Source organism: Streptomyces venezuelae (assembly GCF_008642335.1).
GTDB lineage: Bacteria > Actinomycetota > Actinomycetes > Streptomycetales > Streptomycetaceae > Streptomyces > Streptomyces venezuelae_F.
In genome coordinates this window covers 1,514,526-1,533,944 of the sequence record NZ_CP029191.1, presented here as the reverse complement: position 1 = coordinate 1,533,944, position 19,419 = coordinate 1,514,526, and the positions used below count along the sequence as shown (strand labels likewise).

At 73.6% G+C, this 19,419-nt stretch carries 13 protein-coding genes; 6 read left to right on the top strand and 7 right to left on the bottom strand.

Going from position 1 to position 19,419, the window contains the following annotated elements; genetic code table 11:
• Positions 1 to 96: 96 nt before the first annotated feature.
• A complete protein-coding gene (locus tag DEJ49_RS06770) occupies positions 97 to 918 on the top strand; it encodes an SGNH/GDSL hydrolase family protein (protein WP_150183271.1) in 822 nt (273 codons plus the stop codon).
• Positions 919 to 934: 16 nt separating this feature from the next.
• On the opposite strand, the gene DEJ49_RS06765 is transcribed toward DEJ49_RS06770, so the two are convergent.
• From DEJ49_RS06765 to DEJ49_RS06750, 4 genes are all read right to left on the bottom strand, one after another.
• Positions 935 to 2,542: a serine/threonine-protein kinase gene (locus DEJ49_RS06765; RefSeq protein WP_411757227.1), complete on the bottom strand. Its 1,608-nt coding sequence runs from the start codon at positions 2,540 to 2,542 to the stop codon at positions 935 to 937.
• Positions 2,543 to 2,652: 110 nt separating this feature from the next.
• Positions 2,653 to 4,125, bottom strand: a complete 1,473-nt coding sequence (locus tag DEJ49_RS06760; protein WP_411757140.1) for a nickel transporter — start codon at positions 4,123 to 4,125, stop codon at positions 2,653 to 2,655.
• On the bottom strand, positions 4,122 to 5,456 hold the full coding sequence (locus tag DEJ49_RS06755; protein WP_223832748.1) for a tetratricopeptide repeat protein: 1,335 nt from the start codon (positions 5,454 to 5,456) through the stop codon (positions 4,122 to 4,124). Before DEJ49_RS06755 ends, DEJ49_RS06760 begins: the two co-directional genes overlap by 4 nt.
• A gap of 156 nt (positions 5,457 to 5,612) precedes the next feature.
• Complete coding sequence (locus DEJ49_RS06750) at positions 5,613 to 7,166, bottom strand: DUF4331 domain-containing protein (RefSeq protein ID WP_150183265.1); 1,554 nt, start codon at positions 7,164 to 7,166, stop codon at positions 5,613 to 5,615.
• A gap of 109 nt (positions 7,167 to 7,275) precedes the next feature.
• Here DEJ49_RS06750 and sigK point away from each other — a divergent pair, with 109 nt between their 5' ends.
• Together sigK and DEJ49_RS06735 are read left to right on the top strand one after the other, a co-directional pair.
• On the top strand, positions 7,276 to 7,899 hold the full coding sequence (sigK, locus tag DEJ49_RS06745) for an ECF RNA polymerase sigma factor SigK (RefSeq protein WP_411757226.1): 624 nt from the start codon (positions 7,276 to 7,278) through the stop codon (positions 7,897 to 7,899).
• Between the two features lie 482 nt (positions 7,900 to 8,381).
• Positions 8,382 to 8,651, top strand: a complete 270-nt coding sequence (locus DEJ49_RS06735; protein WP_150166078.1) for a hypothetical protein — start codon at positions 8,382 to 8,384, stop codon at positions 8,649 to 8,651.
• Positions 8,652 to 8,877: 226 nt separating this feature from the next.
• Here DEJ49_RS06735 and DEJ49_RS06730 read toward each other — a convergent pair whose 3' ends face one another.
• Genes DEJ49_RS06730 through hmgA form a run of 3 tightly spaced genes read right to left on the bottom strand, consistent with a single transcriptional unit; the run spans position 8,878 to position 12,232 of the window.
• Positions 8,878 to 10,080: a type ISP restriction/modification enzyme gene (locus tag DEJ49_RS06730; RefSeq protein WP_190329281.1), complete on the bottom strand. Its 1,203-nt coding sequence runs from the start codon at positions 10,078 to 10,080 to the stop codon at positions 8,878 to 8,880.
• A 25-nt stretch (positions 10,081 to 10,105) separates the two neighbouring features.
• Positions 10,106 to 10,855 (bottom strand): GntR family transcriptional regulator, encoded by a 750-nt coding sequence (locus tag DEJ49_RS06725; RefSeq protein ID WP_150183259.1) that lies wholly within the window; start codon positions 10,853 to 10,855, stop codon positions 10,106 to 10,108.
• Positions 10,856 to 10,882: 27 nt separating this feature from the next.
• On the bottom strand, positions 10,883 to 12,232 hold the full coding sequence (gene hmgA, locus DEJ49_RS06720; protein WP_150183257.1) for a homogentisate 1,2-dioxygenase: 1,350 nt from the start codon (positions 12,230 to 12,232) through the stop codon (positions 10,883 to 10,885).
• Positions 12,233 to 12,345: 113 nt separating this feature from the next.
• On the opposite strand from hmgA, the gene DEJ49_RS06715 reads away from it, so the two are divergent.
• Genes DEJ49_RS06715 through DEJ49_RS06705 form a run of 3 tightly spaced genes read left to right on the top strand, consistent with a single transcriptional unit; the run spans position 12,346 to position 19,307 of the window.
• On the top strand, positions 12,346 to 12,978 hold the full coding sequence (locus DEJ49_RS06715) for a TetR/AcrR family transcriptional regulator (protein ID WP_150183255.1): 633 nt from the start codon (positions 12,346 to 12,348) through the stop codon (positions 12,976 to 12,978).
• A 58-nt stretch (positions 12,979 to 13,036) separates the two neighbouring features.
• On the top strand, positions 13,037 to 13,894 hold the full coding sequence (locus tag DEJ49_RS06710; protein ID WP_190329280.1) for a hypothetical protein: 858 nt from the start codon (positions 13,037 to 13,039) through the stop codon (positions 13,892 to 13,894).
• A complete protein-coding gene (locus DEJ49_RS06705; protein WP_150183254.1) occupies positions 13,884 to 19,307 on the top strand; it encodes a caspase family protein in 5,424 nt (1,807 codons plus the stop codon). The genes DEJ49_RS06710 and DEJ49_RS06705 overlap by 11 nt, the downstream gene beginning before the upstream one ends.
• Positions 19,308 to 19,419 lie beyond the last annotated feature (112 nt).

Below are 19,419 nucleotides of genomic sequence, written 5' to 3'. Positions count from 1 at the left end.
GGGAATTGTTGAGGAATTCATTGACATGGACACTATCGGCGGCCGGGGGAGCGGTGCTACCACGGTCGAGGCAGAAACCCTGCTAAGGGAGGTTCCATGAAATTGTCCAGAATCACGGCATACATGTCCTCGCTCCTCCTTGCGGCCGCCTTCGCGCTCACCGGCGCGGCAGCGGCCCACGCGGACCAGGCGGCCGACCAGAAGGCCGCAGCCACCGGTTACGTGGCCCTCGGCGACTCCTACTCCTCGGGTGTCGGCGCGGGCAGCTACGACGGCGGAAGCGGCAACTGCAAGCGCAGCACCCGCGCCTATCCGGCGCTCTGGGCCGCCGCCCACTCACCCTCCAGCTTCAACTTCACGGCGTGCTCGGGTGCTCGTACGGGTGATGTTCTGGCGAACCAGCTGGGCCCGCTCGGCAGCGGCACCGGACTCGTCTCGATCTCCATCGGCGGCAACGACGCGGGCTTCGCCGACGTCATGACCACGTGCGTCCTGCAGTCCGAGAGCAACTGCATCGCCCGCGTCGACAAGGCCCGTCAGTACGTGGACTCCACGCTCCCCGGCAACCTCGACAAGGTGTACGACGCGATCAGCGCGAAGGCGCCCTCCGCCCGCGTCGTCGTGCTCGGTTACCCCCGCTTCTACAAGCTGAACGGCAGCTGTATCGCCGGCCTCTCCGAGCGCGAGCGGGCCGCCATCAACGACGCATCCGACTACCTCAACACGGCCACCGCCAAGCGCGCCGCCGACCACGGCTTCGCTTTCGGCAACGTCACGTCGGCCTTCTCCGGGCACGAGATCTGCTCGGGCAGCCCCTGGCTGCACAGCGTGAACTGGACCAACATCGGCGAGTCCTACCACCCCACCGCCGCCGGTCAGTCCGGTGGCTACCTCCCGGTGTTCACCGCCGCGGCCTGACCCCCGCCGGCTCCCGCTACCCGTTCGGCGTGTAGGAGGCCCCGCCCGTCGGGGTCTCCTCCTCGCACGTCACCATGTACGCGACCGAGTTCGACGTCGCCGACACCGGCTTGCGCACCTGGACGTGGACGGAGTTCTCATACGTCCCGCCGCCCTCGTCGTACGCGGTCTCCACGTGGTTCACCTGCCGGGTCTTCCCGCCGCCCGACGAGAAGGACAGCGTCTTCCAGCCCGGGTCGCCGGACTCGCCGGACGTCGTGACCCAGCGGTACTCGACCGTGGTGGGGACGCGCCCCACCGTGAACGTCGCGGTGAACGACGGCGCCTGACCGGCCGCCGGCGGGCATGCGCCGTCGTACTGCGTGTGGGCACCCACGACGTGCACCTTCACGCTCTGGGCGGGCGGTTTGGTGCTGCCACCGCTGCCGCCGCTGCTGCCGCCATTGCCGTTGTTTCCGGTGCTCCCGCCGTTGTCGCCGCCGCCCCCGCTGCTCCCGCCGTCGCCTCCGCTGCCGCCGCCCGTGGAGCCGCCGTCGTCCTTCCCGCCCGTGGACCCGCCCGACCCGCCCCCGTCCTTGCCGCCCGTGGACCCGTTCGTCCCCGCGCCGTTGTTCTGGCTCCCCTCGGAGCCGCCGCCCCCGCCGCCGTCGTCCCGGCCGACCAGGGCGTACGTGATGCCGCCCAGCGCCAGCGCCAGCGCGACGAGACCCGCGATCAGGGCGACCCTCGCCCGGCGGTCCTTGTGCGGTTCGTCCGCCGGGGTGCCGACCACCGTGGCAGGACCCGGCGGCGGAGCCGGGTAGGGCGCGGGCGGCGTCGCCTCGGCCGTCGTCGTCGGCATGTAGGGGAACGCCGCCTCCGTGCGGGGGGTGCCGCCCCCGGCCACGATCCGCAGATCGCGCTCGGCCTCGGCGGCGGACATCCGCTCGTCCGGGTTCTTCCGGAGCAGCCCCTCGATGACCGACGCGAGAGGACCGGCACGGCGGGCGGGCGGCAACTCCTCGTCCACCACCGCACGCAACGTGCTCAACGGCGTGTCCTGACGGAACGGCGAGCTGCCCTCCACCGCGGCGTACAGCAGCACGCCGAGCGACCACAGGTCGGACGCGGGCCCCGGCCGCTGCCCCAACGCCCGCTCCGGCGCGAGGAATTCGGGCGATCCGACGACCTCGCCGGTCATCGTCAGCGCCGAACTCCCCTCGACCAGCGCGATCCCGAAGTCCGTCAGGACGACACGGCCGTCGTTCGCGATCAGTACGTTGCCGGGCTTCACGTCGCGGTGCAGGACACCGGCGTCGTGCGCGGCGCGCAGGGCGCCGAGGACCTCGGCGCCGATCTCGGCGGTCCGCTGCGGGGTGAGCGCGCCCTCGGCCTCCAGCACGTCGGAGAGGGACAGGCCGCGCACCAGCTCCATGACGATCCAGGGGCGGCCGTGCTCGCTCGCGACGTCGTAGACCGTCACCACGTTCCGGTGCGGGATGCGGGCCGCGGCCCAGGCCTCCCGCTCCAGGCGCGCGTACAGGCGGTCCACGTCGGGCGCCGGGAGCCCGGCGGGGGCGCGCACTTCCTTGACGGCCACCTCGCGGCCGAGCACCTCGTCCCTGGCACGCCACACGGTGCCCATGCCGCCCTCGCCCAACGGGGCAAGGAGGCGGTACCGTCCGGCGATCACGCGCTCTGGCCGGCTCACGGGCGCCCCCCATCCGCAGCGGTGCGATTCTCCACAAAAGTAGCTCAACCGAGCGCTGTTGCAGCCCCCTTGAACACCAATCCGCACCCAAGGGCGAGAACCACGCAGGCCGAACCGAGCGGGAGGAACCGCCGCGTGCCCCGGCGCACCCACTCCGGGCCCACGCGCCGCCCCGCGAACGACCCCACGCGCACGACGAGGAACCCGGCGGCCGTCAGCGTGGCCGCGAGCCCCACCCCGTACGCCGCCACGAGCAGCAGCCCGAACCACGCCTCCCCGAGCGCGGCGGCGCCGACCAGCACGACGACGGCGGACGGACTCGGCACGAGCCCCCCGGCGAAACCGAGGAACAGCGTGCCGCGCAGGCCGGTGCCGGGGGAGTGGCGATGGCTGTGCGCGTGGTGGTGGCCGTGGGCGTGGTGGTGATGGCCGTGGTCGTGCGTATGACCGTGGTCATGTGTGTGCTCGTGGTCCGTCCCGCGCCGTCGCAGCCACGCCCTGCGCACGAGCAGCACCCCCGCGCCCGTGACGAGCAGCCCGCTGACCACGCCGAGCCAGGCGACCACCGACGGGGCCGCGGCGGAGCCCCCGCTCACCAGCAGCCCGAGGGCGAGCACGCCCAGGGTGTGCGTGACGGTCACGGACGCGGCGAGCGGCAGCACGTCCCGCACGGAGGCACGGCCGCGGGCGGCGGCGGTGGCGGCCATGAGGGTCTTGCCGTGGCCCGGCGCGAGCGCGTGCAGGGCGCCGAGGAGCACGGCGGTGCCGAGGGCGAGCGCCGCGAAGGCCGGGGTGAGTGCGTGCCGGCCGACGAGACCGGTGAGGGCCTGCGCCCAGCGGTCGGCGCCACGGGGCAGCACGGAGGTCACGCCGCTCTCGCTCTCCCCGGGGCGGGTGTCCGCGAGGGCGGGGCCGCCCGGTGTGATCCGCAGCGACGCGGACGCGGTGTCGGGCGGGGCGGAGCGCCGCTGCTTCGGATAGCGGGTGAGCCGTACCGACGCGGACGTCTCCGGCACGTCGGAGCGGGCGAGGGTCATCCGGTCGCCGCGTGCGGTGATCTCGCGCCAGCCGGTGCCGTCCCGCGTGCCGCTGCGGAATTCGACGGTCACTCCGTCCTTCCGTGGCAGCGGAGCGGTGAAGGCGCATTCGACGCGGAGCGTGTCGAGCCCCGCCTGCCCCGGCCGGTCGAGCGCCCGCGCGGCGCCCACGGTCAGCTCCGCGTCCCGTCCGGCCACGGTGACACGGGCGTCGTCGGCGGCGGCCCGGCAGCGCTGCCCGGCCCAGCGGGCGCGGCCGACCTCACGGATGCGCGGGGCGGCCTGCGCGGCGGGGATCTCGGCGAGGTCCTCCACGTGGTCGACCGTGAGGCGACCCGGCCCGGCGACGAGTCCGTCGTACCGGCTGACGGTGAAGTTGCCCAGCGGATGCGCGTGCGCGGTGCCGCCGAGCCCGCCGAGCGCGACGATCACCCCGAGCACGAGGCAGGCCCAGCACGCCCACAGCTTCCGGCGCCTCACGACGCGTCACCCCCGAGCGACCGCAACGCCTCCCGCGCCTCGCGCGCACCCACCGGCGAGAAACCGGGGTTCAGCTTCAAGGCCGACGCCAGCGACCCGCGCGCCGCCTCCTTGTCGCCCACGGCCCGTTCGATCATCCCGCGGTGGTAGCGGAACGCCGCCTCCTTGAACCCCGTGGCCGTCGCGCGCCGCGCGTACGGCAGCGCCTCCTCGTCCCGCCCGTTCACGTGCAGCGCCCACCCCAGCGCGTCCGCCGTGTGGACGGTCCTGCGCCGTCCCCACTCGGCGCGCGCCGCCCGCAGCGCCTCCGCCCTGTCCCCGTGGTCGGCCTCCGCGAGAGCCGTGTCCAGGTCGGGGTCGACTCCGTTGGCCCGGGCCAGCGCGGCCCACACGTCCACGAGCCGGTACTGCTCACGGGCCCGCGCCAGGTCGCCCTTCGCCTCGTACAGCTCGCCGAGCGCGACGACAGGACCGGGCAGCGGCTGCCGTCCGACGACATCGCGCAGCCCGGCCACCGCCGCGGCCCTTCCGCCCCGTGCCGCCCGCGCCCTGGCCCGGCACTCCAGGGCGGGCAGGTACGTGGAATCCGCCCGCAGCGCGGCCCCGCAGCGGCGCAGCGCGGTCTTGTACTCGCCCTGCCGCCAGGCCAGTTGCCCGAGGGCGGTCGCCACGTACGCGACATCGCCGCGTGCGGTCGCCCCGTCGAGCGCCCGCTCCAGGACGCGCCGCGCGGTCGCCGTGTCGCCGCGCAGCTCGCGTACGTACGCGTACCGCGTGAAGACGGGGATGCCGGGGCGCCGAGCGTCCGCCTCGTCGGCCGCCCGGGACGCCGCGCCGTAGCGCCCGAGTTCGACGAGGGCGTCGATGCGGGTGGCCAGGGCCCGTTCGCCGTACGGGTTCTCGGCGAGGGCGGCCTCGGCGTGGCGCAGCGCGCCGCGGAAGTCGTGCCGGGCGGCGGCGACGGCGGCGCGCCCCGCGAGCGCCGCGTCGTAACGGGGCCGCAGCTCCAGCGAGCGGTCCAGGGCGCGGTCGGCCGCGCGGTAGAGGGCCGGGTCGCCGCGGGTGCGGGCCTGTTCGACGTAGGCCGTGCCGAGCGTGGCCCAGGACTTGAAGTCCTTCGGCTGATCGCGCAGCCGGGTCCTGAGCGCCTCCACGCCCCGGTCCAGGTCGCCGCCGCGCAAACCGTCGAGCGGCGCCGCGGGCCCGACCGCGACGGGCGTCGACCGCCCCGCCCCGTCGTCGCTGTCGCCGCCACCGCCGCTGACGATGACGGCGCCCGAGGTGAGCGCGAGGGCCAGCGCGACGGCGGCCACGGCGCTCCGTACGGACATGCGTGCCATGGAGAGAACCAATCGTTCGGGAGAAGCGAAAGAAGCGGGAGAAGCGGGAGAGGGAGGAGGCGCGGTCCGCGGGGGGATCAGGTGCGGACCGCGCCCGTTCAGGGAGGGAGGAGTGGGCAAGGAGACCCCGAAGGGCCTCGGAGGGGCTCAGAGGACCCCGCCGACACCCCGCCTCCGCGCCCGCCACCACGCGAGCCCGAGCCCGACGAGGAGGACACCCGCGGCCCCGGCCGCCGCGGAGGCGATCAGCACCGCGTCGGATCCGCCGGACCCGTCGGACGCCGACGGGCCCTGGACCTTCGCCCCGCCCCCGAGCGCGCCGCGCATCGAGGTGTTGTCGCCGCCGCCCTTGGTCGCCGGCGCGTGCGTCGGGGACGTGGGCAGTGCCAGGTACGGGAACGTCTTGCCGAACGCCATGTCGTTCGTGTCGACCGCGTCGCCCAGGTCGTTCTTGTTGCCCACGAGTTCACCCGCGACGGCCTGCAGCTCGATGTCGACGACGTCGTCGGCGAGCCGCCGCCCGTTCGGGAATCCCGCGGTGTCCCCGTCGAGGACGCCGAGCCGCTTCGGGTCGTCCGACGGCTTGATGGAGGTGTTGAGCCGCAGCGCCTCCGCCGGACGCACGTTCGGCGGCTGGTTGAGGTCCTTCACGCCGGTCAGGAAGACGGAGACCAGGTCCTTCCTGGGCTCGGGCGCCGCCTTGATGCCGTAGACCTTCTCCAGGAGCCTCGCCAGCTCGGGCTTCTGCACGTACTGCAGGAAGTCCGCGTCGTTCCACGGCGAGGACGCGTTGAACTTGTCCTTGTCGCGCAACGGCACCACGAGCTCGTTGACCAGCGGGTTGCCGAGCCGCGACACCTGCGTGTAGTCGCCCTTGGCGTTCTTGCGCTGGGTCGTCGACCAGACGCCGACCGTCGGCTGCTTCTCCGACTGGCGTATCTCGGCGGTCGGGACCTGCAGCGCGACCGAGTTCACGCTGTACCCCTTGAGGGTGTCGTCGCCGACCTGCGAGAGGTCGCCGCCGTACAGCGAGTCGAACACCTGCAGATCGAGGAAGAACGGGTCGTCGGCCTGCCCGACGTACGACGTGCCGCCGCCCGCGACCTTCCGCACCGCCTGGTCGCGGAGCTTCTTGTAGTCGGGCATCGAGGCGTCGCCCACCCGCGACGGCGCGACCGGCAGGTTGTTCGCGAGCTTCTTCGTGGAGACGACCTTCTGGTCCTTCAGCTTCAGCAGGTCGATGTCGTACGTCTGCGTGAAGTTGAGGTCGGGGTCGTCGAGGCTCGTCACCTGGCCGGTGTTGTACAGGAAGGTGTTGCCGTTCTTGACCTTGCTGTCGAACGTCCAGCGGTAGACCAGATCGCCCTGCGCGTCGCCGTCGCTGTCGATGTGGATGTCGTACTGGGCGTCCTCGGGGAAGGGATAGAAGTTGGGCCCGCCCGCGGGCTCCTCGAACGGGGTCCAGTTCGCCACGAGGGTCGTGGTGTCCGGCTTGTCCGGGCTCACGAACGCGTACACGTCCGTGTTGTCGTACTGCGGCTGACCCGAGATCAGCGGGGCCTCCCGGTGACTGGAGGCCCGCGCGGAGCCGGGCTCCAGCGCACTCACCCCGGCGGCTGCGAGCCCCCCGGCGGCGAGTGCGCCGCAGACCAGCGCGGCGAGGCCGCGACGCCCCTGCCGGCTCCTGGCATGTGCTGTCATCGCATCCGTCCTTGCGTGTCCGATGCACTCGATCCGACCCGGCCGACTGGTGCGCACGGGCCGACTGACACAGCCCATTCGGGGCTGCCGCACAGGCGGATTGGCGCGGATTTCCATCCGCCGCGGCCCCCGCGCCGAATGCCGGGCAGCCGCACGAGCGGCCGCCGGACGTCGGGGGACGGGGGAACGGATGGAAGCGGACGAACTGCTGCCGAGGGTCGCGACAGGGGACCAGGAGGCGTTCGAGGAGCTGTACGGCCTGGTGTCGGGGCAGGTGTTCGGCCTGGTGCGCAGAGTCCTGCGCGACCACGCGCAGTCCGAGGAGGTGACCCAGGAAGTGCTCGTCGAACTCTGGCGTTCCGCTCCCCGGTTCGACCCGGCGCGCGGCCGCGCCCTGCCGTGGATCCTCACGCTCGCGCATCGCAGGGCAGTGGACCGGGTGCGCAGCGTGCGGGCCGCGACCGAGCGGGAGGCGCGGGCGGCGCGGCGCGGCGAGGGCCCCGCCTTCGACCAGGTCGCCGAGGCGGTCGAGGCGGGTCTGGAGCGCGAGTGGGTGCGCGGCTGCCTCGGCAGCCTCACCGACCTGCAGCGCCAGGCGGTCGTGCTCGCGTACTACGACGGCTGCACCTACCGCGAGGTGGCCCGGCGCCTGTCCGTGCCGCTCGGCACGGTCAAGACCCGGATGCGTGACGGGCTGCTGAGGCTGCGGGCCTGCCTGGAGACCGTCCTGTGAGGCGGCCCGGTGAGGAGGGCGAAGGGGGCCGAGGGGGCGGGCGGCCCGCCGTACGCCTGGCGTGCGCGGCCTCCGCCCCGGCGCCGCCCGCCCTGCGGGAACGGGGGCGGGCTGCCGTACGCCGAACGCTCCGGGAGGGCCCCGGCAGCTGTGCGTGCCCGGACCGGTCCCCGCTCCCCGTGTCCGTCATCGTCGGCGCGCCGTGAGGGGGCGGAATCCGCACGTGAGATAGCCCACGTCCCGATCCGCCGAAACGTATCGGCCGACCGCTCTCCACCCGCTCCCGCGGGGCGATCGGACGCCCTCCGACCCACTGTCGAACCCTTTGTCCAACTCGCCCTGGAATCAGTTGGATTCGGAGAGTAATCGTCAACCTCCTTGCGGGGTAGGTGAATCCTGTGACCGGGATACACGCGTGTACCGATGGGGCGATAGGGTTAACCTGCCCTGGGCCGGGTGCCCTCGTACGGGTGGGGAGTGACATGGAACAGATAACAGTGCGCAGCAGGGCGCGTGTCCCTGCGATCACTTGTGGCAGCAGCGCGAGCAGTTCGCGTCTCGATCGTCACCTCTCGGTGCTGGGCGGTCCCGCCGTCCCGCAGCGCGAGGCGCACGAGGCGACGCTGCTGATGCGTGAGCTGACCTCACGTGACGCCGCGCACGCCCGCAGCAGCAGGGGTGCCCGAGTGAGCCGCGTCTCGCTCTTCGCGCCGCTGCGCCGGTTGCGGCGTTCGCTGTTCGGCGGACGCTGACCGCGGGTGGTCCCCGGGACTGAACCGCCGCTCCGCGGCGGATCTTTCCCCCCACTCCGCTCCGCCCCCCAGTCACCCAACACCCCCGCACGCATCACCCGTGCCGCGTGCACCCGTTGAACCGAAAAGTTTCAGCCAGAACCGCATCGACCGCTGGGCCGAGCCGCCCAAACTCCCCCGGTCGGTGCGGTTTTGCCGTACTTGCTCCCCTCGGGAGACACAGGCCCTAGAGCAGGGCGAACTGGCCGTCCGGGCCCTCTTCGTGGTGGTCGAGGACGGAGGCGGGGCGCCGCGCCGCGTCGGGGACGGGCAGGATGCCCGCGTCGTGCAGCTCGCCCCCGCTGACCCCGGCTCCCGGCGCCGACCGCAACGCCTCCTGCTCGGGTCGCAGTTCGGCGAGCAGCGCCAGCACCGTGATGAGTTCGAGGAGCTCGGACGTCCATGTCTGGGGCCACGTCGTGGGGCGGATCGCCTCCAGCGTGCCCCTCTCGCCCGCCTCCGTGCGCAGCGCGAACCAGCGCTCCACGACCCGTACCCCGCTCACCTCGTACTCCCACGCCTCCCGCGGCACCGGCGAGATGACGCCCTCTTCGCCGACGTGGAGGATCTCCTCGTCGGTGTCGTACGACAGGACGGCGGGCCGGGCGGGGAGCGGTGCGCGGACGTACGGCCTGCGGCCGCCGGGGAGCTTCGGGCGCTCGCCGTCGCCGCGGAGTTGAAGACGGAGCAGCCGTCGGCCGAGCTCCACGCCACGCGTCCAGACGTCGGTGTCGCGGGTGAGCGGTACCCGGCAGCCCGCCGCGGAGCCGGTGCCGGCCGCGAGGACCCATGCGAGGAGGTCGCGTGCGGTGACCTCCTGGCCGAGGAGGTCCGTCAGGTGGGCGAGCAGACCCGGGGCCACATTGGGCTCCCGGCCTCCGGGGCGCCGGAACAGGGGGCGTATACGTCCCGGGCGCCCGGCCGGGGAGCGGCCGTCCGGCAGCACCCCCGACGCGAGGACGGCGGGTCCCGGGGCCCCGGGGACGTACCCCTGCTCGACCGCGAAGAGCTGGCCCTCGCCCGCCACCCGCCACAGCTCGGGGCGGGCGACGTCGATGAGGCGGTGGTCGGGGATCAGCCACTGCTCGTCGAAGGGGCCGTGCAGGACGCGCACGGGCTCGGGGCAGGGCCCCGCCTCCCTGGCCAGTCGGCCCGTTCCGCCGCCGTGGCCGGGCAGCTGGGCGACCGCCGTGTGCAGGGTGCGGGCGCGGGTGGGGCGGAAGAGGGCCTCGCGGTCCGGTCCCTCGGCGCGGACGAACGCGCTCCAACGGGCCCGCAGGGAAGCCGGGTCCGGGCCCATCGGCCACCCGCGGCCCGGCCGGAGCGGTGCGACGGACCACGGCATGAGGTCCGCGAGCAGCGGCGCTTCGTCGTGCGTCACGCCCGGCATCGTACGACGTGTCCGCCCGGTCCCGTCACGTCGCGTCGAGCGTGACCGAGAACGAGAAGCGGTCGCCGCGGTAGTGGATGCGGGCCACGTCCAGCGTGCGGCCGTCCTCGTCGTACGTGATGCCGGTGTAGTGCAGGATCGGGCTGAGCAGCGGCACTTCGAGGAGCCGCGCGGTCTCCGGGTCGGCGAGGGTGGCCTCGACGGTGTCCGTGATCCGGCTGATGCGGACGCCCACCACGTCGCGCAGGACCTTCGTCATGGGCCAGCGCACCAGGTCGTCCAGGTCGATGCGGGACGCCAGTTCGGGCCGGATGTAGTTGCGGGCGTGGTTGGTGGGCTCGCCCGTCTTCTCGTCGCAGCGCAGCCGGTGGTACGTCGCGACCTCCGCCGAACCCGGGAAGTGCGCGGCCAGATCGGCGGGGGGCAGGCCGGCGCCGTGGTCGAGGAGGCGGGTGGTCATGCCCGACTGCTGGGCCACGATCGCGTCGACCGAGCCGAGCAGGCGGACGGGGGCGCCGCGCCGCGCGCTCGGCTCGATGAAGGTGCCGCGCCGCCGGTGGCGGGTGATCAGCCCCTCGTCCTCCAGCTCCTTGAGCGCCTGCCGCATGGTCAGCACGCTCACCCCGTAATGCCCCGCCAGCTGCTCCTCGGTGGGCAGCCGGAGCGGGGCATCGGGGGAGCGGCCCAGTATCGAAGCGCGCAAGGACTGCGACACCTGATACCAGAGGGGAAGCTTCCGATTCAGGACGATCGAGTCCGGGGCGAAAGCGGTCACAATCTCTCCGAATCAGGTGGTGTCGCGTCAGTTGCGGAAGTGACGCTCCAGACCCTGCCATACGTCGTCGTAGCCGCGCTGCAGGTGGGACGCCCCGGCCGCCTGTTCCGTCGCCGTCACCGGCCACCGCGTCTCGAACATGAAGGCGAGGCCGTCGTCGATCTTCTGCGGCTTCAGCTCGGCGGCGGACGCCTTCTCGAACGTCTCGCGGTCCGGGCCGTGCGCCGACATCATGTTGTGCAGCGAGCCGCCGCCGGGCACGAAACCTTCCGCCTTCGCGTCGTACGCACCCTCGATCAGGCCCATGTACTCGCTCATCACGTTCCGGTGGAAGTACGGCGGACGGAAGGTGTCCTCGCCCACCAGCCAGCGCGGCGCGAACACCACGAAGTCGACGCCCGCGAGGCCCGGGGTGTCGGACGGCGAGGTGAGCACGGTGAAGATCGAGGGGTCCGGGTGGTCGTAGCTGATCGAGCCGATCACGTTGAAGCGGTGCAGGTCGTAGACGTACGGGACGTGGTTGCCGTGCCAGGCGACCACGTCGAGCGGCGAGTGGTCGTACGTGGCGCGCCACAGGTTGCCGCAGAACTTGTTCACCACCTCGACCGGGCCCTCGACGTCCTCGTACGCCGCGACGGGCGCCCGGAAGTCGCGCGCGTTGGCGAGCCCGTTGGCGCCGATCGGGCCGAGGTCGGGGAGCTGGAACGGCGCGCCGTAGTTCTCGCACACATAGCCGCGGGCGGTCTCGTCGAGGAGCTCCACGCGGAAGCGGACGCCGCGCGGGATCAGCGCGACCTCGCCCGGCTCGGCGTGCAGCAGCCCGAACTCGGTGCGCAGGAGCAGCCCGCCGCGCTCGGGCACGATCAGCAGCTCGCCGTCGGCGTCGCTGAACACCCGGTCCCGCATCGAGGAGTTGGCGTGGTAGAGGTGGATGCCCATGCCGGTGCGCTGCGTCGCGTCGCCGTTGCCGCCCAGCGTCCACAGGCCTGCGAGGAAGTCCGTGCCGGGCGCGGGATCGGGAAGCGGGTTCCAGCGCAGCCGGTTCGGGTCGGGCACCGACTCCGTGAAGGGGGCCGTGCGGAGCGCGCCGTTGTCGGCGCGCGTGAACTGCGGGTGCGCGGCCGAGGGGCGGATGCGGTACAGCCACGAGCGGCGGTTGTGCGCGCGGGGCTCGGTGAAGGCGCTGCCGCTCAGCTGCTCGGCGTAGAGCCCGAGGGGAGCGCGCTGCGGGGAGTTGCGGCCGTGCGGCAGGGCGCCGGGCACGGCTTCGGAGCTGTGTTCGTTGCCGAAGCCGGAGAGGTAGGCCAGCCCTTCGGCGATCTTGCGTGCGTCGCCCGTGTCCGCTCGGCCCGCGTTGTCTGCGTGGTGCCCGCTCATCACACCGCTCCCTCATCATTGATTCCTATGGGACACCGTAGGATTCACGTTTTCCTTCCGCAAGAGGAAGCGAAGAGGAAGCGGCAAGGTGAGCGATGCTCTACTCTCCCGGAATGTCCCACCCGAACCCGCCCGAGGGTCCACGAGTCCCGTCCTCCATGCGCCGCCTCCCCGTGCAGGAGCGCAGCGCCGAGCGCCTGACGCGGATCCTCGACGCCTGCGCCGCCGTCCTGGACGAGACCGGCTACGACGGCCTCACCACCCGCGCCGTCGCCCAGCGCGCCGGCGTCCCCATCGGCTCGGTCTACCGCTTCTTCGGCAACAAGAGGGCCCTCACGGACGCGCTGGCCCACCGCAACCTCGACGCGTACGCGGAACGGGTGGCCGCCCGCGTGACCGGCATCGAGCACGGCGACTGGCGCGGCGCCGTCGACGCGGCCTTCGACGAGTACCTGGTGATGATGCGCACCGTCCCCGGCTTCGGCCTCGTCGACTTCGGCGTCCCCTCCGCGCCGGACGCGATGCCGGACGCCAACTCGCAGGTCGCCGACCGGGTGGCCGCCCTCCTCGCCCTCCACCTCAACCGCCCGCTGGACGCCGCCCTGCGCCGCACCATCCTCGTCGGCGTCGAAGCGGTCGACGCGGTCCTCCAACTCGCCTTCCGCGCCGACCCGTCGGGGGACCCGGCACTCGTCGACGAGGCACGGATCCTGCTGCACGCCTACTTCGCGCTGTCCCTGGACTGAGGCGGGCGCCGGGCTCGACACTGAGGCGATCGAAGTCATCGGCGGGCCGAGGGGGACCATGGCGCGGGTGGTGTGCGTCCACGGGATCGGGCAGCAGCACGTGGGCGAAAGCCAGTTGTACGCCGCCTGGCGCCCCGCGCTCGCCGACGGACTGACCCGCGCCGCCGCCCCGCCGCTGGCCGCCACGGACGTGACCTGCGTCTTCTACGGCGACCTGTTCCGTCCCCCGGGCCGCACCCTGAGCGTCCAGGACCCGCCCCTTGACGCCTCCGACGTCGCCGAGGGCCTGGAGAGCGAGCTGCTCCTCCAGTGGTGGGCGGAGGCGGCCCGCACCGACCCCGCCGTCCTGCCGCCCGACGCCCGCACCCTCGCCCGTACCCCACGCACCGTGCAGCGCGCGCTGAACGCACTGAGCCGCTCCCGGTTCTTCGCCGACGTCGCGCTGCGCTCCCTGGTGCTCGACCTCAAGCAGGTGCGCGCCTACCTCACGGACCCGGCCGTCCGCGCCGAGGTCCAGTGTCGGGTCGCGGCCGCCGTCACCGACGACACGCGGGTCGTCATCGGCCACTCCCTGGGCAGCGTCGTCGCCTACGAAGCGCTCTGTGCCCACCCCGAATGGCCCGCCCGCGCCCTCCTGACGCTCGGCTCGCCGCTGGGCATCCGGCACCTCGTCTTCGACCGGCTGCGCGTGGGCGAGGACGGAAGCCCGGGGGACTGGCCGGGCCGCGTCGAGCACTGGACCAACATCGCCGACGCGGGGGACGTCGTCGCCCTCGTCAAGGACCTGCGCCCCCTGTTCGGCGACCGGGTCCGCGGCCACCTGGTCCACAACGGCTCCAGGGCACACGACGTGACCCGCTACCTGTGCACCGAGGAGGCGGGGAGAGCGGTGGGGGAGGGATGCGGTGACGGCTGACGGCACCCTCACTCCGCCGCCCGCGTCGGCGCGGCGCTTCCTCCTGTCGACGGCGGTCACGGACGTCCACGCCCACCCGGAGGCCGCACGCCCCGAGCTCGCCGACGACGCGGCCCGCATCGACCGGCTCTTCCTCGGCGAACTCGGCTACCGCAGGGGCGCGGACCTGGCCCTGAACCCGACCCGCGAACAACTCATCAAAACCCTGCGCGCATTCGCCACCGCCCCCGACCGCGCCCCCGACGACTACGTCGTCCTCTACCTCGCCTGCCACGGAGTCACCGCCGAACACAGCGGCCGCCACTACCTGCTGCTCGCCGACAGCGACACCCGCGACCTGCGCGGCACCGCCCTCCCCACCGAGGACCTCGTCGGCCTGCTGTGGGAGGACACCCCCGTGGCGCGGCTCCTCGTGCTCATCGACGCCTGCTACGCCGAGGAGGGCGCCGACAGCGCGCTGCGCACCGCCCTCGAAGCGCGCCGCACCGGGAACTCCGTCACCGACCCCACCAGCACCGGCCTGGTGATCATCGCAGCCTCCCGGCGCAAGGAGGAGGCGGTCGCCGGGGCCCTGTCGGCCGCGTTCGACCGGGCGGTCCGCAGCCAGGCCACCGCGGGGCACGCGCCCGCCCACATCGGCATCGGCCAGGTCATGCGCGCCATCAGGGAAGACCCCCTCGTCCCACCGACCCAGCGGGCCAACTGGTCCGTGACCCACGCCGTCGCCGACATTCCCGACTTCCTGTCCAACCCCCGCCACGTCCCCGGCGCCTCCGGCCTGAAGCTGGAGGAGATCGACCGGATCATCGACCTCACCGCACGCGAACGTCGCGCCCGGACCGCCGAGTTGACCGGGTTCTTCCTGCCCAGGGCGCGCGGCACCGACGTACCCACCGAAGAGGTCTGGGACTTCACAGGACGGCACACCGCCCTGACCGACATCACCGACTGGCTCGCGCCCCATCGCGCGGCCGACCGCCTGTGCGTGGTCACCGGGGACCCCGGCTCCGGCAAGTCCTCCCTGCTCGGCATGGTCACCGTGCTCACCGACGCGGCCCACGCCGCCGCCGTGGTCCGCGCGGGCCTGCCCGCACGCCTCCCCGAACCGGGCGCCGTGGACGTCGCCGTCAACGCGTCCCACAAGACGAAACGACAGCTCCTCGACGCGCTCGCCGCCGCCTCCGGCTGCGCGGCCGCGTCCCTCGGCGCGCTCGCCGCCCACCTCCAGGCACGCACCGAGCCGCTCGTCGTCCTCATGGACTCCCTCGACGAGGCGCTCGACCCGCACGACACCGTCGAGGAACTCATCGCCCCGCTCATCGACCCCAGACGCCAGCTCCCGCTGCGCCTCCTCGTCGGCGCCCGCCCCCACATCGCCCGCCTGCTGCCCGCGTCGGCGAGCCGCATCGACCTGGACGACGAGCGGCACGGCGACCCGCAGGCCGTCCGTGCCTACACCCGCAAGCTGCTCACCACGCCGGGGTCCGTGCTGTGCACGGCGCCGCCCGACCGCGTGGACGCCGTCGCCGGGGCCATCGCCGAAGCGGCGGGCCGCTCCTTCCTGGTCGCCCGCATCACCGCACGCACCACCGCCCGCGAGACGCGCGTGCCCGACCCGGACGACCGCCACTGGCGCGACGAACTGCCCCGCCTGCCCGGCGAGGCGATGGAACGCGACCTGGAGCAGCGCCTCGGCCCGCTGGCGGACCGGGCACGCGATCTCCTGCGGCCGCTCGCCTTCGCGCAGGGCGTGGGTCTGCCGTGGGGCGGGGTGTGGCCGCGGCTCGCGACGGCGATCAGCGGACGGGTGTACGGGGACGAGGACGTGGTCTGGCTGACGCAGGCCGCCGGGTCGTACGTGGTCGAGGACATCGAGCACGCGGAGGACGGCGGGTCCGTCTACCGGATCTACCACCGGGCGCTGGTGGAGTACCTGCGGGAGAGCCGGAGCGTCCAGCGGGTGCAGGCCGTGGTCGCGGGTGTGCTGAAGGATCTGGATCACGCCTACGTACGCCGGTATCTCGCGCTGCACGCGGCGGAGGGCGGCGTCCTCGACCCGCTGGTGGAGGACGCGGACTTCGTCCTGACCGCCGACCCGGACCAGCTCCTCGCCGCGCTGCCCCGCCTGCGCACGGCGGACGGGCGGCGGGCCGGGCGGGCCGTTCGGGACGTGGAGGAGGTGCTGCGGAGCCGCCGGGTGCGCACCGCCGACCCCGGGAGCCGGGCCAGGCTCCGGCTCGCCGCCGTCTGCCGCAAGGCGACCGCGCTGGCCGCGTCGTGCGACCGGGGGGATCTGCCGTGGCGGGCGCGGTGGGCGGCGTGGAATCCGCATGGGGGTGCGCGACGGTACGAGGGGATGGAGGCGGGGCCGGGGAGTGGGGTCGTGGTGCCGGTGGGGGAGGGGGCGTATTTCCTGGAGAAGCGGTCGTACTGGAACAGGGCCGTGGTCCGGGACCTGGACACCGGTGATCTATCGGACCAGCGGGCCACCGCCGAGTTCGTCTTCGGCTCCACGTGGACGGCGCCGCCTCAACTGCCGGGCTACGCGGTGGCGCTGTCGAACGACCGGCACGTGACTTTCGGAGAGGGTGAACTGCGCTCCCGGCAGTGGCGGCTGCTGCACGTCTTCGACGCGACACGGAACCGCTACTGGTGCTGGCGTCTGCTGCCCCACCACGCGGCCGATGCCGGGCACGAACGCCGGGGGCTACGCCTGCCCGAGCACATACATGTGTGGCGCGACGCGGAATGGGCGGGCCCGCCGACCCACGTGGTCCTGCGCTTCGGCGACGGCGACTGTCTCACGTACACGCTGAACCGGAAGAGTTCCGAGCCCCGGATGTCGCGGCGCCGTCGACGTGCTCTGCTCGATTACGAGAGGGAACGGCTGGAGCGGCTGGAGCTGCAGCTCGAGTCGTCGTGTACGGGCCGTTCCGAGCCGGGCGACGCGCGTTCGGGGACGGCGGAACGGATCACCGCACTGGCCGCCCTGCCCTCGGAGTACGGCCACAAGATGCTCACGGGGTACTCGGACGCCACCGTACGGATCACCGACCTCGAAGAGTTCGGCCCGGCCGTGCAGACCGCGCACCACGGCGACATCCTCGCCCTCGCCCACGTCCCCGGGCACGCGCAGGGCGAACTCGTCGTCACCCTGGGCGCCGACGGCACGGTCCGTCTGACTTCGCTGACCGGCGAGGTTCCCGTGCGCACGCTGCTCGAACACGTCCCGCTGCCCCGCACGTTCGCCGTGCACCGGGTGGGCCGCCAGTGGATCGTCGCCGTCGCCACCTCGGACGGCCTGCTGCACCGCCTCGACCTGGACAGCGGACGCCCCGTGGGCCTGCCGCTGCGGATCGGGAGCGACGGCCGGGTGCGGCTCGCGACGTTCCGGCTCGGCTCGGCCGAGTGTGTGAGCGTGCAGGGTTCGGGGCGGGGACTCCAGCTGTACGACCTGGTCACCGGGGACCGCGTCGGCGGGCAGGAGGGGCTGCACGAGGCGGCGGCCGTGTGCGCGGTGGGCGATACGGCGGTGATCGGCGGGGACGACGGGGTGATCCGGCTCTGGTCCGGCGTGCACGCCGCCGACTCCACGCGGATCGACGCGCACGAGGCGCCGGTGATTGCCGTCGGCGCGGTGCAGGGCCGGGACGCGGGCAGCGCCCTGGTGAGCGTCGGGCGGGACCACCGGATCCGCTGCTGGGATCTCGTGCAGCAGCGGGAGCTGTGGCGCAGGGAGCTGCGGCACGCGCAGCCGTGGACGTACTCGCTGGTGACCTGCGCGACGGTCGGGCGCACCCGCGAGGGGCACGGTCTGGTGGTGACGGGGGAGGTCAGCGGCCGGGTGTCGGTGGTGACGCTGCCGGGTGGAGTGCCGCTGGGTGAGGGGGAGTTCGCCGTCCCCGGCATCGTCACCGCCGTGACGACGGGGACGGTGTGCGGCCGTGACGTGGTGGTGGCCGCCACCGGTACCGGGCGCGTCGCCTGCTGGGACGTCACGCACGGCCGGTGGTACGGGCTCGGCCCCGAGCCCGAACGGCCCTCCTGGGTGACGGCGTTGGCCCTCGACCCCGACGGCTCGGGGCGCCTGTTCGCGGGCACGGACGACGGCACCGTACGGGAATGGACGCTGCCCGCCTGCCGCCCGCTCGGCGCGCCGCGCCGCGTGCACGACGCGCCTGTGCACACCCTCGCCTTCGCCCGGGGGACGCGCGGCACGCGGGCCTTCAGCGCGGGTGGTGACCGCCGTCTCGTCGCGCTGACCGGTGGCGATGGCGCGTGGGAACGTCGGCTTCCGTTGCCCCTGCGGTCCATGGGGGAGGCGGCCGGTGGCGGGCTGCTCTGCGGTGACGAGCGGGGCACGCTGTGGCGGCTGGACGAGCGTGCCGAGCGCGCCGGGGGCTGGAAACTGACCGAGGCGCTGGACGCCGTGCCGAGCGCCACGGCCGTCGCGGCGTTCGCCGTGGACGGGGGCACCGCCGTCGCGGTCGGCGGGTCCGACGGGACGGTCCAGGTGCGGGACGGCAGGGATGGCGCGCTGCTCCACCAGCTGCGGCCCGCCTGCCAGAGCGCGGTCGTCGAGCTGATGGCGGCGCGGGGGGCCGGGCCCGGTGAGCCGCCGCAGCGCATGCTCTTCACCCGCAGCGAGCAGGGGGTGGTGGAGAGCTGGGGGCTCGGTGGCCCGGCGGGCGCGCATCCGGCCAGGCAGGTGCGGCGCGGCGTCGTGCTGAGCGGCAACGGCACGCTGTCGTCGTTGGCGCGCCTGCCGGGGCGGTCCGCGTACGACAGGGATGTGGCGCTGGCGCTCGACTACTGGCGGCCCCCCTTCTCGCTCGCCGTGCACGACGTCGACCGCGGCCCGCTCCGCGAAGGGCTGCTGATCGCCGCCCCTCGGCTCCTGCTCGCCGGCGGCTCGGCATCGGTGTGCTGTGGAGGCCGGTGGTTTCTGGCCGTCCCGGCCTCCCTGGGCCTCTACCTCATCGACGTGGAGACCTGGCACCGACTGTTGCTGCCCGGCCGGGGCGACGTACGGGCCCTGGCCCCGTTCCCGGGCGGACCCGAGGACGCACTGGTGCTCGTCGGCGAGCGCAGGACCGCCGTGGTGCCCGTCGCCCCCATCCTGGCCGGGCTCGACGGCCCGGTCGGGCGCGTGCAGCGGCTCCACGTGCGTACCGTGACCGAGCACGAGTCCCCGATCCCCGGGCGCCACGCCGTCGTGCTCCCCGGAGCCCGGACGTACGCGACGGTGGGCGGCCGTGCACTCGTCGTCGCCGGAGTCCTCGACGGCGCCGTCCACGTCCGGGTCGAGCTCCCCTCCGTCTGTACGGGCCTGGCCACGGGACCGGAGGGCGAGCTCGCCGTCGCCACCCGCAACGGCGTCATCCTTGTCGACATCCCCGACACCCCGCCGTGACCAGGAGTTTTGCGCTTATTGCTCGCGCGTCAACATCTTGTTAACGGCTGATGGCGAGTCCTAACGTCGTCCGGACCGCCAGACCTGGTGGGAGTTCGATGGTGAACGTTAG

Bases quoted from the DNA above. Each gene is read 5' to 3' on its own strand.
- DEJ49_RS06770 (WP_150183271.1), top strand. From the start codon at position 97: ATGAAATTGTCCAGAATCACGGCATACATGTCCTCGCTCCTCCTTGCG.
- DEJ49_RS06765 (WP_411757227.1), bottom strand. From the start codon at position 2,542: ATGGGCACCGTGTGGCGTGCCAGGGACGAGGTGCTCGGCCGCGAGGTG.
- DEJ49_RS06755 (WP_223832748.1), bottom strand. From the start codon at position 5,456: ATGTCCGTACGGAGCGCCGTGGCCGCCGTCGCGCTGGCCCTCGCGCTC.
- DEJ49_RS06750 (WP_150183265.1), bottom strand. From the start codon at position 7,166: ATGACAGCACATGCCAGGAGCCGGCAGGGGCGTCGCGGCCTCGCCGCG.
- DEJ49_RS06735 (WP_150166078.1), top strand. From the start codon at position 8,382: ATGGAACAGATAACAGTGCGCAGCAGGGCGCGTGTCCCTGCGATCACT.
- DEJ49_RS06730 (WP_190329281.1), bottom strand. From the start codon at position 10,080: ATGCCGGGCGTGACGCACGACGAAGCGCCGCTGCTCGCGGACCTCATG.
- hmgA (WP_150183257.1), bottom strand. From the start codon at position 12,232: ATGAGCGGGCACCACGCAGACAACGCGGGCCGAGCGGACACGGGCGAC.
- DEJ49_RS06715 (WP_150183255.1), top strand. From the start codon at position 12,346: ATGTCCCACCCGAACCCGCCCGAGGGTCCACGAGTCCCGTCCTCCATG.
- DEJ49_RS06710 (WP_190329280.1), top strand. From the start codon at position 13,037: ATGGCGCGGGTGGTGTGCGTCCACGGGATCGGGCAGCAGCACGTGGGC.